The organism is Flammeovirga sp. AWQ4_249, assembly GCF_056161045.1.
The window spans coordinates 1-15,639 of sequence record NZ_JBSWYJ010000070.1 but is presented as its reverse complement, the minus strand read 5'-3'; the positions used below and the strand labels follow the sequence as shown (position 1 = coordinate 15,639).

General features: G+C 35.1%; 13 protein-coding genes. 11 read left to right on the top strand and 2 right to left on the bottom strand.

What is annotated here, in order from left to right:
- Positions 1–1,027: IS256 family transposase (locus ACXAHM_RS25255; protein WP_474966705.1), on the bottom strand; the 1,027-nt coding region annotated here is incomplete at its 3' end.
- Positions 1,028–1,223: 196 nt separating this feature from the next.
- Positions 1,224–4,031 (bottom strand): Ig-like domain-containing protein, encoded by a 2,808-nt coding sequence (locus ACXAHM_RS25250; protein ID WP_474966702.1) that lies wholly within the window; start codon positions 4,029–4,031, stop codon positions 1,224–1,226.
- 775 nt (positions 4,032–4,806) lie between these two features.
- On the opposite strand from ACXAHM_RS25250, the gene ACXAHM_RS25245 reads away from it, so the two are divergent.
- The 11 genes from ACXAHM_RS25245 (at position 4,807) to ACXAHM_RS25195 (ending at position 15,464) form a co-directional block, all read left to right on the top strand.
- Positions 4,807–5,577 carry a 2-keto-4-pentenoate hydratase gene (locus ACXAHM_RS25245; RefSeq protein ID WP_474966698.1) on the top strand — a complete coding sequence of 257 codons (771 nt, stop codon included), beginning with the start codon at positions 4,807–4,809 and terminating at the stop codon, positions 5,575–5,577.
- Positions 5,578–6,357 (top strand): IclR family transcriptional regulator, encoded by a 780-nt coding sequence (locus tag ACXAHM_RS25240; RefSeq protein WP_474966695.1) that lies wholly within the window; start codon positions 5,578–5,580, stop codon positions 6,355–6,357.
- Entirely contained in the window at positions 6,290–7,456 is a 1,167-nt protein-coding gene (locus ACXAHM_RS25235; protein WP_474966693.1) for a tryptophan 2,3-dioxygenase family protein, read from the top strand. The genes ACXAHM_RS25240 and ACXAHM_RS25235 overlap by 68 nt, the downstream gene beginning before the upstream one ends.
- Positions 7,457–7,722: 266 nt before the next feature.
- Positions 7,723–8,238: a 3-hydroxyanthranilate 3,4-dioxygenase gene (locus tag ACXAHM_RS25230; protein ID WP_474966689.1), complete on the top strand. Its 516-nt coding sequence runs from the start codon at positions 7,723–7,725 to the stop codon at positions 8,236–8,238.
- A gap of 2 nt (positions 8,239–8,240) precedes the next feature.
- Positions 8,241–9,332, top strand: coding sequence for an amidohydrolase family protein (locus tag ACXAHM_RS25225; protein WP_474966686.1), 1,092 nt, complete (start codon positions 8,241–8,243; stop codon positions 9,330–9,332).
- A complete protein-coding gene (kynU, locus tag ACXAHM_RS25220; RefSeq protein ID WP_474966682.1) occupies positions 9,322–10,602 on the top strand; it encodes a kynureninase in 1,281 nt (426 codons plus the stop codon). The genes ACXAHM_RS25225 and kynU overlap by 11 nt, the downstream gene beginning before the upstream one ends.
- Positions 10,603–10,608: 6 nt before the next feature.
- Positions 10,609–11,952, top strand: coding sequence for an FAD-dependent oxidoreductase (locus ACXAHM_RS25215; RefSeq protein ID WP_474966678.1), 1,344 nt, complete (start codon positions 10,609–10,611; stop codon positions 11,950–11,952).
- The gene (locus tag ACXAHM_RS25210; RefSeq protein WP_474966674.1) at positions 11,952–12,704 is read left to right on the top strand and encodes a cyclase family protein; all 753 of its coding nucleotides are present in this window, start codon (positions 11,952–11,954) and stop codon (positions 12,702–12,704) included. Before ACXAHM_RS25215 ends, ACXAHM_RS25210 begins: the two co-directional genes overlap by 1 nt.
- 22 nt (positions 12,705–12,726) lie before the next feature.
- Positions 12,727–13,515, top strand: a complete 789-nt coding sequence (locus ACXAHM_RS25205) for a 2-keto-4-pentenoate hydratase (RefSeq protein ID WP_474966670.1) — start codon at positions 12,727–12,729, stop codon at positions 13,513–13,515.
- Between the two features lie 2 nt (positions 13,516–13,517).
- Positions 13,518–13,931 carry a RidA family protein gene (locus tag ACXAHM_RS25200; RefSeq protein WP_474966667.1) on the top strand — a complete coding sequence of 138 codons (414 nt, stop codon included), beginning with the start codon at positions 13,518–13,520 and terminating at the stop codon, positions 13,929–13,931.
- 597 nt (positions 13,932–14,528) lie between these two features.
- Positions 14,529–15,464, top strand: coding sequence for an acetaldehyde dehydrogenase (acetylating) (locus ACXAHM_RS25195; protein ID WP_474966665.1), 936 nt, complete (start codon positions 14,529–14,531; stop codon positions 15,462–15,464).
- The last annotated feature ends 175 nt before the right edge of the window (positions 15,465–15,639 follow it).

Below are 15,639 nucleotides of genomic sequence, written 5' to 3'. Positions count from 1 at the left end.
TCATCTTCCTAATCATCGGATCATAGTCAAAATAAGCGGTCAATTCTGACCAATTACGTTGCCAGGAATCAATTACAATAGGATACTTTTTACCCCATTTTTCTTCAAGGTTAAGAAGTTCATCCTCAGCAATTTCTTTGGTCATTGCCTGATAAACTAACTTTAAATCCCGCATAAATTCTTTTTGATCTTTTGAGGCTACATACCTAATTGAGCCTCGAACTTGATGGATCACACATTTTTGTATTTCTGCAGCTGGAAATACACTTAATATGGCTTCTGAGAACCCTTTTAAGTTATCTGTACAAGCAATAAGAATATCTTCCACACCTCTATTTTTGAGATCTGAGAGTACTTGCAGCCAAAAATTAGCTCCTTCACTTTCAGAAATATACATTCCTATAAGTTCTTTTTTACCTTCTTTATTGAGGGCTAAAATATTATAAACCGCACGAGCTTCTGTACGTCTATCATCTCCTTTAACTTTAAAATGAATGGCATCCATCCAAACAATCGGATAAACACTATCCAATGCTCTATTTTGCCAGTTTTTCACCTCCGGAACTATCCTGTCAATGATATTAGATAACGTCTGATTACTCACTGACACATCATAGAGTTCTTTGATGTGAGAAGAAATATCTGCAAGGCTCATTCCTTTAGAATAAAGAGATAAGATTTTAGGAGCCATATTATCGGCTAAAACGGTCTCGCGTTTAGGTAAAACAGAAGGTTTGAAACTAGAATTCCGGTCTTGAGGGGTAATCACTTCAATCTCTCCTGCAATCGTCTTTACTTTTTTACTACGTTTACCGTTACGTTTGTTTTTGGGCTTACCTTCATCTGAAGACTCTTCTGCTAGATGAGCTGACATTTCAGCATCAAGAGCACTGTCTAAAAATTGTTTCAATAAAGGTGCAAATACACCTCCTTTCCCTGTTAGAGATTTTCCTGATAAGAGTTGTTTGAGTGCCAAGTCTCGCATTTTTTGAAACTCAGCACTCTCTTTTTGTGATTGCTTTGCCATAATTTTCAATATATAAAATTTAAAAATTACGGACAGCGTTTATTTTATACTCTCGATATTTTAAATATTATCCAATTCAAATCATACATTCTAAACTCATATCAAGATTATATTTTCTTATAAAAAACGAAGTAAGAATATCTTACTTCGTTTACATTATCACTTTTATATTATTATTTGTAATACTTTTTTTAAACTAATTTGCAATTAAAATTTTTGTTGTTTCTTTTACGTCACCTCCAATAATATGAATGAGATACATACCATTTGGAAACCCATTTAAACAAATAGTATGTTTATGAATAAAATTTATTTTTTTATTATATACTTCATGTCCATTAATATCTTGGATTTTGATGTAATAATTACCATTTATAAGTCCTACTATATTTATCTTATCCTTCGTAGGATTAGGGAAGATTGTATACATTTTTGACTGAAATAGAGAAGAATTATTTAACTTCCTTGTATTACTTTCTGAAGTAAAAATAATTTTATCAAGATTCCATTGCCATGCGTTTGTACCAGATGCTACAATTCTAAACGTATGGTTTCCTTCTTGTAAGAAAATAGATGAAGATGAAAGTAAGGGTTCATAGTTATCCCACTGACCATTCGCAGGCACATAATCATTGGCTACAGAAGCACCATCTACAAGAAGTTGAATTCCTGTGCCTGAGTTCATAGGCGTAGATATTAAGTATTCAATTGCATAAGTACCTGAATTACTTACATTAAAATTATATTCAGCCCAATCACCAGTATTAACATAATTTACCCCTAAATTATTTACCCTATTCATACCAAAAGGCACATGATTATCATTGTAACTACCACCCGTAGTTACAAAGTTTTCAGCTTCAATAGAAAAAATTGATGTACCTGTAATAATCTCTTCTTCAACTATAACATTAATATTTTTTACAAAATTACCCTCTGATGAAATAACAGATATTACTGCTTGACCATTAGCATTCGCAGTCACTATACCATTTGAATTTACACTTGCTATAGAAGGGTTTGAAGAGGACCAAGAATAATTCTGGTTTGTCGCATTTATTGGAACTATTGAGGCATTTAATTGAAATGTTTCAGGAACTGTTAGATTTAAACTAGATACATCAACATCAATTCCAGTAACAGGAATTGTATTTACTGCTTTAAATACCACTTTATCAAGGTTCCATTGCCATGCATTAGTACCAGAAGCTAAAATTTTAATTTTATGCGTACCAGAAAAAATAATATTATTATTGGCAGTTAATGCAGTATAATTATCCCATCCACCATTATTGGGAACATTCGTTTGGTCTACTTGATTTTCATCAACAAAAAGAGATACCTGAGTATTTGAAGCTATTGGTGTAGAGATCATATATTGTATAGAGTAAGTTCCTAATGCATTGATCGTAAATTCAATCCAGTCTCCAGAATTGACATAATTAACTCCTAAGTTATTTACGCTATTCATTCCAAAAGGAACAAAATTATCATTGTAATCTCCACCTGTTGCTTCAAAATTTTCTGCTTCTAATTCAAAATTGTGTCCTTGAATAGGAGGATCTTCCGTTGTGTTTTCCTGAACAATAATTGTTGACGTCGCTGTAAAACCACCATCTGAAGTAGTTGCAGTAATAATCGCTTCACCTAAAGTATGTGCTTGAATAAGCCCATTTTGAGCAACACTTACTACTGCTTCATTATTTGATGTTAGGAGCATAGTTTGATCAGAGGCATTAGTTGGAATTACTTGTCCTGTGAGATATGATGTATCGCCTACTTTCAAGTTCATAACATCTGGGGATAAAGTCACACCAGTTACTGCCACAGTTCCTTGTGATGTTACGGGTTTATATACCCTTACCCAATCAACCTCCATCCTATTTTTAGATACATCATTCAAATCAGAATCAGAAGGTGTTTCATTTCTTGCAACTAACCAGCTTTGTGATTCTACATTAATAATAATATCCATTTCTTTTGTAAAACCATTGCCATTATGATATTCTCCGGGATCAATAACATTAATTCCATTAGAAGCATTACTAGCAGCTTGTAATGTCTGAAATGAAAAAGTAGGTGATGTTGCATATTGTATCACTTCTGAGTAACCATTTGAAGCATTTATAGGCATACCTCCCACATTATTACCCCAAGAATCTACAGTATTCGCTGGATGTTTTCTATTGTAATAAGTATACTCCCAAGTACCATTCATCAATGTAGCAATGGCATTATGATACATCACTCTTACAAGGTCTCCATCAATATAGTATTCAAAGTGATTAGGAGTTTTCCAATAAACACCAAGTCTTAAGTATCTTCTTTCTCCATTATTCCATGCCCAATCTCCCCAACCATAGGAAGTACTTACTCTACTATCAGGCCACCAGCTATTCCAATCTCTGGGTTGGTAATCATGAAAAGGATTTCGAATAAAAGAGTGATGAGAGATATGAGTAAGGTGCTTAAAACCATCAACACCTCCATAGTTTTCAATAATATCTATTTCTTGAGTATCATCAGGACTTAATAGCCAGAAACATGAAGCTAAGCTAATATTGGCAACACTAATAGCTGATTCTACATATACTGGATATTGAACTCTGTTATTTGAGGTTACACAACCAGAATTCACACCATTTGTAGGTCTACCCATTTTTGGACTATTTCCATTCCATGGACTTGCTTGATTGTTCTGATTCCAACGTGAAGCATCTATGACGAGACTTCCATTTTCAACTTTTACATTTTGATATTTCCAATAAGTTGTGCCAGGTCCATCCCATGCATTATGGTAAAAATTATACCATTTCCCTTCTCCAAAGTTAGATTTATAATCCACAGCATTGAAGTTATAATTAAAGTCATCAGAAACATTTTCTTGAAGTTCCCAACTTTTACCCACACCTGCATCTGCAGGTACTGGAATACTACTCCAATCTTGAGCATAAGTAGTAATAGATATTAAAAATGTAGAAATAAATAATAGTTGTTTTTTCATTTCAATGTTAATTGAAATGATAGTTAAAAAATAGTTCATGATGATTTTCATTTCATTTAGTAGATGTTGCAAAAACTATATTTTCTCAAAGGAGTGATAAAGTAACTATATAGCACCTAACAGTATTTAGTTTTGCTTTTTGATGTAAAACTGTTTTCATTAAAAAGACTTTTTTTCTAGGATGTTTCTAGAATGAGATTATAGATTAGAATTATTTCATAAATCTGAGGTTAGAAATTGAACAATTTTCATTTAATAGCACCTACCAGCATTTAGATTCCAATACTTTTGGGAGATCCTTTATCATTTAGTGTAAATAAACACTTGTGGTGTACTTTGGGGTTCGCATTCACTCATTAGAAGTGTCCACCACAAGTGTCATATCTACATTTTCAAATGTATTTTGATCTACTAAATATTACAATTTCATTGACTAGACAAAAACTGATACCGACTAGATATATACCTAGACAAGAAAAATTTCATTCAATAAAAAGTAAGATTTCACTAATTTACAACTAGACAAAAACTGAATAAAATGAGGTAATTTTAAGATTTAAGCATAATACTAATATGAAAACTAATTTTTTGAATACTATAAAAGGAACATTGTTCTTTAACTAAAGAGGTATATAAATAAACTATTTTAATGTTTGATTTTAAAATTGATTCCTACACAAGTAGAGTTAGTAAATTCAAAAAACTATACATGTACTTTTGACATTTAATAAATAACCTCTATATTGTTTCTATAATTAACAAGCTGTCGCTATATATGAAACACAACACATTAAACAAACTAGCTGAAACGATTGATAATGCTGCTAAAACTGCAGAGGTAGTTGCACAACTAAGTGAGACTGACCCTATCAATCTGGAAGAGGCTTATGAAATACAGAAACTATCAAATCTCTTACGTTTAGAGCGTGGAGAATCACATACTGGCTATAAATTGGGTTTTACGAGTAAAGCCAAAATGGAACAGATGGGTGTTCATGATGTTATTTGGGGACGTCTCACCAATATAATGGACATTCCTAATGGCGGAACACTCGATCTATCCCGTTTTATTCATCCAAGAGTTGAACCAGAAATTGCCTTCAAAATTTCGAAAGATATAGACACTGTTTTAACTCTAGACAATGTCAAAGAATATGTTGAGGCAGTTGCTCCTGCTATCGAAGTTATTGATTCAAGGTACAAGAATTTTAAGTTTTCATTAGAAGACGTCATTGCGGATAACTGTTCTTCTTCAGCTTATGTACTCGGAAGATGGTTCCCTACCTCTCAAAAAGTAAATCATTTAGGGATTCAACTTTTCATTAATGATCAAGTCATCCAAGAAGGAAATTCAAATGCAATTCTTGGGGATCCTTGGGAGTCTATGATCGAGGCGTCTAAAATGGCTCAAAAGTATGGTTTCAAAATACAAAAAGGAGAAGTAATTCTTGCTGGTGCTGCAACTTCAGCTGAATTTGTAAAATCAGGAGATGAAGTGGTTGCAAGTTTCGAGCAATTAGGAAAAGTACATTTAAAGATAAAGTAAATGTTAGATCTCAAAAGTTCAGTTCATAAGACCTTTGCGATTTTAGATTACTTTACGCCTGAAAAACCGGAATGGGGTGTCACTGAATTAGCAAAAGAAATAGGTACGAATAAGAGTAATATTCATCGCTTTCTTTCTCAAATGGAATCCATAGAAGTTTTATATAAAGATGAAGAAAGAGAGAAATATCGTTTGGGGATAAAACTCTTTGAATTAGGGAATCGTGTAGAGGTCAATAATGCATTTGTCAAACATTCTCACCCTGCCTTAATCGATGTTGCTAAAAATATCACTGAAACAGTATTAATAGGTCTTCTAAAGGACAATAAAGTTTTTTATATAGATAAAGTGGAAAGCCCTCAAGGGCTAAAAATTAGCACACAAATAGGCGATTACTCTCCTTTGTACTCCACTGCTTTAGGGAAAATACTTTTAGCTTATCTCCCTAAAAATGAACAAGAAAAGGCATTGCATTTCATATATGACGAAAACTCAACGCAATCTTTTACAGAATATACCATTACTAATAAAAAGGTAATGCAAAGGAAATTAATAGAGATTAAAGCCAACGGATACGCTCTTGAAAGAGAGGAAAGTGAAATTGGATTAATCTGTGTTGCCATCCCTATTTTCAACCAGAACAATGAAGTCATCGCTGGCTTAAGTGCTGCAGGTCCTGCCAATCGTTTTGAAAACGAAAAAGTAATGGATTATGTCGCAATTTTACAAGAAGGTGCCTTTAGCATTCAAAACAAAATCGGAAATTTCAAACAACCATAAAATGTCGGATAAAAAATACTCAACCATACACTATCAAAATTATTTAGGGCTTGACGAATTACTCGAAACACAAAATCTGAGAAGTGAGGCATTAGGGAAACCCGCACACGATGAAATGCTGTTTATCATCACGCATCAGGTATATGAACTTTGGTTCAAGCAAATCATCCATGAATTAGAAAGTGTGATTAGCATGTTTGCCAAAGAGGAAGTAGATGAAAATAGCTTAGGCGTAGCGATAAGTAGATTGAACCGTGTAGAAAAAGTGATGAAGCTATTGATCGATCAGATTGAAGTAATGGAAACAATGACGCCTTTGGATTTCCTAGATTTCAGAGATTACCTCTTCCCTGCCTCTGGCTTCCAAAGTATTCAGTTTAGAGAGGTTGAAAGTCTTTTAGGTTTACCCAAAAAGCAACGCATCACCTATAATAATAAAGGATATAGCTCTGTTTTCCCACAAGAACAAAAAGATCGCTTAGAAGACATTTATAACAAGGGCACTTTATTCGATTGGATCGGAAAATGGCTTGAAAGAACGCCTTTCTTGAAAACAGGCGATTTTAATTTCTTGGAAAAATATAAAGAGGCAGTCAACAAAATGATGAGCAAAGAGTACGCTGCCATTCAAGCTTCTGAATATTTAACTCCCGATGAAAAAGAAAAAAGAACACAAATGGTAGGTGGCACGGACACTTATTTTAAAAATATATTGGATGAAGGTAATCATAATGAAATGATGAAAGAAGGCAAAAAGAAGTTGACTTATGATGCGACATTAGCAGCTCTTTTCATTAACCTCTATCGTGATGAACCAATTCTACAATTGCCTTATCAATTGCTCACAAGTTTGGTAAATATTGATGACCTTTTGACGACTTGGCGATACCGTCATGCTCAGATGGTATTACGTATGTTAGGACACAAGATCGGAACGGGCGGTTCTTCAGGTCATGATTATTTAAATAAAACCGCACACTCACATAAAATTTTTGGAGATTTCCATGCGATTTCAACGTTGCTGATTCCAAGGTCTGAATTGCCTGTCCTTCCATCAGAAATTAAACAACAGTTGAGTTTCCATTTTTCAAACAACTGAGCTGTTGTTAAATAGTGATAGATTTTCATTATCGGCATTAAAGTGAAAAGCGTAAAGAATTTTATGAAATAAACCGTTAAAAATGATTTACTGTTTGAGCAAAGCGAGTTTTAATCATTTCGGTGTATGAAATGAAATTTAGCTTTTCAGTTTACAGCCTTGAATTTTTTGCTTCGTTTTTGTTTCAAGACAAAAATGAAGAAGAACCTTATTTGAAAGTAGGATTAATCTCATTTTGCAATAGACACCTTATAAACACACATATCATGAACAAATTACCAAATGCACTTAACTTCTCTCAGTGGATAGAAGACAATCGTCACTTATTAAAACCACCAGTAGGCAACAAAGCCGTTTACAATGAAGACTTTATTGTCATGGTCGTTGGCGGTCCCAATTCACGAAAAGATTACCACCTCAACGAAACACCAGAATTCTTCTATCAGGTAGAAGGTGATATCACTTTAAAGATTATCGAAAATGGCGAACCTCGTGATGTAGAAATTAAAGAAGGTGAAATGTTCTATCTACCAGGAAATATCCCTCACTCTCCACAAAGGGGAGCGAATACAGTGGGTTTGGTGATTGAGCAAAAGCGTGCAGAAGGAATGAAAGACGGCTTGGCTTGGTTCTGTGAATCCTGTCAAAATAAGCTGTACGAAGAACCTTTTTCTTTGAATAATATCGAAAAGGATTTACCTGTGATTTTTGATAAGTTCTACTCAGATCTTTCTTTGAGAACTTGTGATAAATGTGGAACTGTGATGGAAAAGCCTGCTTAATCATGGAAGGTTTAAGAATCAACGGTCACTCTCACCTATTGCCTTATCCCGAAGATATCCCTGCCATTCTTAAGGAAAAAAAAATCTTTTGGATTGATGAGGAAAGGAAATTTATGCATCAGAATGATTGGAAGCGTCCCATTACTGACCCTAGTTTTTTCTTACATGAAAAATTGGAATGGATGGAACAAAGCAATATTGATCACTGTGTTGTCATGAACCTTTCGCAACTCTATGGTAATGGTTTAGCTTTAGAGGATATGAAAATTGCTTTACGTTTTCAAAATGATTTCAATGCAAAAATTCAACATGATTATCCTGAGAAATTTACTTGTGGATTCGTGGTGTATGCGGGATATATTGAAGGTGCTTTAAAAGAAATCAAGCGTTGTGTAGAAGACTTAGATATGCAATTACTTTGTCTGCCTACACATTACATGGATCAAGAAGGCAATTGGAAAAATATATTCAATGAAGAAACATCTCCTATTTTCGAATTAGCAGATCAATATCAACTTGCGGTGGAGATTCACCCTTATGATGGGGAAAAGTTTATTCAATTGGAAAATAAAGCATGGCGTTTTCATTTGGTTTGGATGCTAGCTCAATGTGCCGATGCTTATCATTTTTTTACGTTGAATTCTTGGTATAAAAAGTACCCAAATGTAAGAGTTTGTTTTGCACATGGCGGTCAACTGAATCATGTCAATATTGGTAGAAGAACGCAAGCATTCGATGGTCGACCTGATTTATTTGAAGGCATGGATCGTCCACGTAAAGCATTAGGGCAAGAGAACATATTCTTTGATACCTTGGTACATGATACACTTGCATTAGAATTGATGGTAAAACGTTTGAAAGGAACGGATCAAATCCTCATGGGTTTGGATGATCCTTATCCTTTAGGAGAAATGGATTGTCAAGCACAAACTTCTTACCCAGGTAAATTATTGGACTTAGCAGTTGAAGAAGGCATTATCGATGTAAATCAACACCAAGAGATTTGGTCTTACAATGTAATTCGTTGGATCGCTGGTGAACAGAAGGAAAAATTCTTACAGAGACTTTCTAAAATTAGCATTAATGGAAACTAAAGAAGCAATTAATAGTTTAGCTTATGCTCGTGCATTAGATGAGCAAGATGAACTAAGGAAATATAGAGATCAATTTCATTTTCCTATACAAGAAAATGGAGAACCTTACCTTTACTTGTGTGGAAATTCTTTGGGCTTACAACCAAAATCTACAGAAGAAGGGGTTTTACAGGAATTAAAAGATTGGAAAAATTGGGGTGTGGAAGGTCATTTTCATGCAAAAAACCCTTGGCTTCCTTATCATGAATTTCTTACAGAAGCAATGGCAAAAGTGGTGGGTGCAAAACCGCATGAAGTGGTGATCATGAATACACTCACCGTCAATCTTCATTTAATGATGGTTTCTTTTTATCAACCAAAAGGAAAGAGAAATAAAATTGTCATTGAAGCGGATGCTTTTCCATCGGATAAATATGCAGTGGAATCTCAAATCAAATTTCATGGTTTAGATCCAAAAGAATGTTTGATTGAACTAAAAGCAAGAGAAGGAGAATACCTTTTACGTGAGGAAGATATCCTTGAGCTTATTGAGCAAGAAGGTGATGAAATTGCTTTGCTTGTTTTAGGTAATACCAACTACTACACTGGGCAGTTTTTTAATATGAAAACGATTACGGAACATGGTCATGCTAAAGGAATGATGGTCGGTTTTGATTGTGCTCATGGTGCTGGTAATATCCCTTTAGAATTACATGATTCCGGGTGTGATTTTGCGGTTTGGTGTAGTTACAAATACTTGAATTCTGGACCGGGTAGTCTGGGTGGTGCATTTGTACATGAACGCCATAAAGACAACAAAGATCTTCCTCGATTTGCTGGTTGGTGGGGACACAATAAAGAAACGCGTTTTAAGATGCGTGATGCTTTTGACCCTATACAAAGTGTGGAGGCTTGGCAATTAAGCAATCCTCCTATCCTATCCATGGCGGCGGTTTGGGCTTCCTTGAAAATTTTTGATGAAGCGGGAATTTATAATCTCCGTAAAAAGGCAATTCAGTTGACAGGTTATTTGGAGTCTTTAGTCAATTTATTAGGCAAGGACGTTATCAATATCATTACACCGACTGATCCTCTTCAAAGGGGTTCTCAATTATCCATTCAAGTAATTAATGCGGATAAAGCACTTTTTGATCAGATCACAGCAATGGGTGTTATTGCAGATTGGAGAGAACCTGATGTGATCCGTATCGCTCCTACAGCATTGTATAATTCATATGAAGATGTTTATCACTTCTATGAAATTTTAAAATCAGCTATTGAATCAAAATAAAGCATCGTGAAAGAAAAAGTTATCATAGTTGGTGCTGGTTTATGCGGAACTTTATTGGCAATTCGCATGGCACAAAGAGGTTTTGAAGTTGCACTTTATGAAAAGCGTCCTGATCTCCGAAAAAATCATTTGGATGCAGGAAGGTCCATCAACTTAGCATTGTCAGATAGAGGCTTAAATGCTTTGACAATTGCAGGTTTACGTGATAAAGTAATTGAAAATAGTATTCCGATGAAAGGTCGTTTTATCCATCCCTTAGGTGGTGAAGCTTTTCTTTCACAGTATAGTGGTCGCCCAACTGAACATATTAATTCTGTTTCTAGACCAGGTTTAAATATTGTATTATTAAATGAATTAGAGGCATACGATGATGTCACAATACATTTTAATGCAAAAGTGACCCATGTCGATCTAGATCAAGCAGAAATTGAGTTTCAATTAAACAATGAAATCCATAAAGATAAGGGGGTGGTCGTTATAGGAACGGACGGTGCTGGTTCTGCTATCCGTAAAAGTATGATGTCACATAGTAATACATTGCTTTTTAATTATTCTCAAAATTTCCTTCGTCATGGATACAAAGAATTGAGTATTCATCCTGATGAAAATCATGCATGGAAAATTGAAAAGGAAGCTTTACATATTTGGCCTCGAGGAGAGTTTATGATCATCGCCCTACCCAATCTTGACGGTAGTTTTACATTAACAATGTTTCATCCATATGATGGAGAGGAAGGTTTTAATAATCTTGATACGAAAGAAAAAGTAAAAGCCTTTTTTGAGAAATATTACCCTACACTCTTACCTTATATTCCCCATTATTTAGAAGAGTATTTTGAAAGTCCTACAAGTTCATTAGCCACCATTAAATGCTATCCTTGGCAAGTAAATGGTAAAGCACTAATCATGGGCGATGCTTCTCATGCTATTGTTCCTTTTTATGGTCAAGGTATGAATGCTTCTTTTGAAGATGTAAAAGTGTTTGATGAACTCTTGGATAAACATGGGAATAATTGGAAACCATTATTTGAAGAATTTCAATTGATCCGAAAGCAAAATACGGATGCTATTGCGGATTTAGCCATCGATAATTTTTATGAGATGAGAGATAACGTTGGGCAAATGCCTTTTATCCGAAAACGTAAAATTGAGATGCAATTGGAACAGCAATACGAGGATTATTTCTCAAAATATTCTTTAGTTACTTTTTGTCCTGACCTCTCCTATCATGAAGCAATGGTAAGAGGTAGAAAGCAAGATGAAGTACTATTGAAGATGTGTGCAGAGGATCGTTTTGAAGAGTATGCCCTTTCAGATTTTTATCAAAAAGTTAAAGCCATCGAAGTATAATGAAGATCTATTTTGATTACAATCGAAAGGTCTATACTTGTGATCTTTCACAGCCGATTGACATCTCAATTCCTGCAGGTGATGTCAATTGTTTTTATGCTCCAAATATAAATAAAGAACCATTGGTGGCAGGTGATTTTACAGGCAGCGTTGAAAAAGGTGCACCCGTCAATTTCTTTAATTTGACCTTAAATCCGCATGGAAATGGCACACATACAGAGTCCCTTGGTCATATTACTATGGAGCAAGAATCAATACATTCTTGCTTAAAGGAATTTCATTTTGTGGCTTCATTAATCACTGTTGATTTAGCAAAGCAAAATGAAGATTGGGTTATCACAGAAGAAGCACTTGAAAAAAAGTTGATAAAAAATACACCTGAGGCTTTAATCATCAGAACATTACCAAATAATTTTGATAAATTAAAGAAGAATTATTCCGGAACAAACCCTCCTTATTTAACAAAGGAAGCCATGGAATTAATTCATGAAATGAATATAAAACATCTATTACTGGATTTACCTTCTGTCGATCGTGAGGAAGATCAAGGCAAACTGATTAATCACCGAACTTTCTGGCAAGTGAAAGGTGTAAAAGCAGACGAAAATTCATTAATCAACAATACCATCACTGAACTGATTTTTGTGCCCTACGAAATCGAAGATGGATTGTACCTTTTGAATATTCAAATCCCTTCTATTCGATTGGATGCAGTCCCCAGTAAACCTGTGCTATATAAACTAGAAAAATAACGATAACAGTCTAAAAAGATATATGATACTAAGAAGAAATATCGAGAAAGCAGCCCATATTTTAAGAGAAGCTGAAGTGGAACATGAATACTGTGCACCTGTTCGTGAATTGATCGGAACGGATGATTTAAATGCCGCTTATTCTGTACAACAAATCAATAATGAATTAAAATTGAAATCTGGTTCAAGAATTATTGGACATAAGATTGGTTTAACTTCTCCCGTTGTGCAAAAACAATTGGGTGTAGATCAGCCTGACTTTGGTTTACTATGGCACGACCGTGAAGTATTGAATGGCGGTGAAATCTCCGTAAGTGATTTAATGCAACCGAAAGCTGAAGCTGAAATTGCTTTTGTCTTAAAGAGTGATCTTGATAATCCTCATCTCACTTCTAGAGATATTATCAGTGCCGTCGATTATGTTTTACCTTCTATAGAAATTGTAGGAAGCAGAATAAAAGACTGGGATATAAAAATCACTGATACCATTGCGGACAATGCCTCAGCGAGTCACTGGGTGATCGGTCATCGCCCCGTAAAGTTAGAAAATGTAGATCTTATCAATTGCCTTATGAAAATGGAAAACAATGACGAATTGGTTTCTGAAGGTGTAGGGAAAGCTTGCCTAGGTTCCCCTATCAATGCAGTACTTTGGTTAGCACAAAAAATGGTAGATATGGGACAGCCACTAAAAGCAGGTGATCTTATTTTAAGTGGTGCATTAGGACCAATGGTCAATATTAAAGCAGGAGATAATTTCACTGCTTCAATCGAAGGTATCGGAAGTGTAAGCGTTTCATTTACGGAGTAATTATGAAAGGAAAAGTTGTTGAAGGAAAAGCAAAACCACTCGGTAAATATCCACATGTTAAACGTGTTGGGGACTTCATTTACGTATCTGGGACAAGTAGTCGTCGTAGTGATAATACTCACGTTGGTGCTGAACAAGACCCAGAAGGCAATTGGCATCTTGACATCAAAAAACAAACAGCTGCAGTGATCGAAAATATTAATGCACTATTACAAAGTATTGAAGCTGATTTGACCGATGTTGTAGACATCACCACATTCCTAGTAGACATGAAAGATTTTAAAGGATACAACGAGGTCTATGGTACGTTTTTCAATTCTGAAAATGGTCCGACAAGAACCACAGTGGCAGTACATCAATTGCCTCATCCAAATTTATTGATTGAGATAAAAGCAGTGGCGTATAAGCCATTGTAAAAATGAATTGTGGCTTTGGATAGAGTTCTGATTTTGGTATTTAATATGGCGCTGACTGTGGACCGTGAGACGCGATAAATCGGGTCTCTACAAGGAAAACTTTCAAACTTATGTAGAATTTTAATTTGAAAAACTACTCCGTAGAGGCACGATTAATCGTGTCTAACGAAACATTTACATTTCAAAAAAATAGAATCACTAAATTATAGTTGATTGATGGAGAATTTGATGGTATTTAATATGGTGCTGATTGTGGTACGTGAGACGCGATAAATCGGGTCTCTACAAGAAATACTTTCAATCTCAGGTAGAACATAAATTGAAAAACTACTCCGTAGAGGCACGATTCATCGTGTCTAACGAAACATTTACATTTCAAAAAAATAGAATCACTAAAATATAATTGATTGATGGAGAATTTGATGGTATTTAATATGGCGCTGACTGTGGTACGTGAGACGCGATAAATCGGGTCTCTACAAGGTATACTTTCAACCTCAAGTAGAAAATAAATTGAAAAAATACTCCGTAGAGGCACGATTAATCGTGTCTAACGAAACATTTACATTTCAAAAAAATAGAATCACCAATAAACACATGAAAATAAAAACAGCTATCATAGGTTCAGGCAATATCGGCACTGACCTTATGATTAAAATAGTACGATTATCCCAACACATGGAACTCACCGCCATGGTGGGGATCGACCCATCCTCCGATGGATTAGCACGTGCCGAACGCATGGGCGTAAAAACTACCTCAGATGGCTTAAAAGGATTGATAGAAATGGAAGAATGGAAAGACATCAAACTCATCTTTGATGCTACCTCTGCCAAAGCACATCACTATCATTGGGAAATTATAGAAAAATATCCTGACAAAAAGGTGATTGATTTGACACCTGCTGCAATTGGTCCTTTCTTAGTACCTCCGGTCAATTTTGATGCAAATCTTAATGTTCGCAACGTCAATATGGTGACTTGTGGTGGACAAGCTACGATTCCTATTGTTGCTGCAGTAAACAAAGTAGCAAAAGTACATTATGGTGAAATTGTCGCTTCAATATCAAGTAAATCGGCAGGTCCAGGAACAAGAGCGAATATTGATGAATTTACTGTAACAACTGCCAAAGCAATAGAAGAAATCGGTGGAGCAGATAAAGGAAAAGCATTGATTATCCTTAACCCTGCTGAACCAGCCGTTGTAATGCGTGATACTGTTTTCACACTAAGCGAACAAGGTGATCGAGAAGACATCCGAAAAAGCATCTCTTCAATGATTACTGAAGTACAGAAATATGTACCGGGCTATACATTACATCAAGAAGTACAGTTTGATGATATTCCTGAAGATCAACCTGTTTTTATTGAAGGATTAGGGCATCGTCATGGATTAAAAACTACGGTATTTTTACAAGTGGTAGGTGCAGGTCATTACCTACCTGATTATGCAGGTAATTTGGATATCATGACAAGTGCAGCACTTTCAACGGGTGATAAAATGGCACAGATGGAATTGGAAGCAATTTCGTAGGTTTTTCTGTATTTGTTATGGCGCTGATTGTGGACCGTGAGACGCGATAAATCGAGTCTCTACAAGGTATACTTTCAACCTCAAGTAGAATATAAATTGAAAAACTACACCGTAGAGGCACGATTCATCGTGTCTCACGAAACATTTACATTTCAAAAAAATAGAATCACTAAAA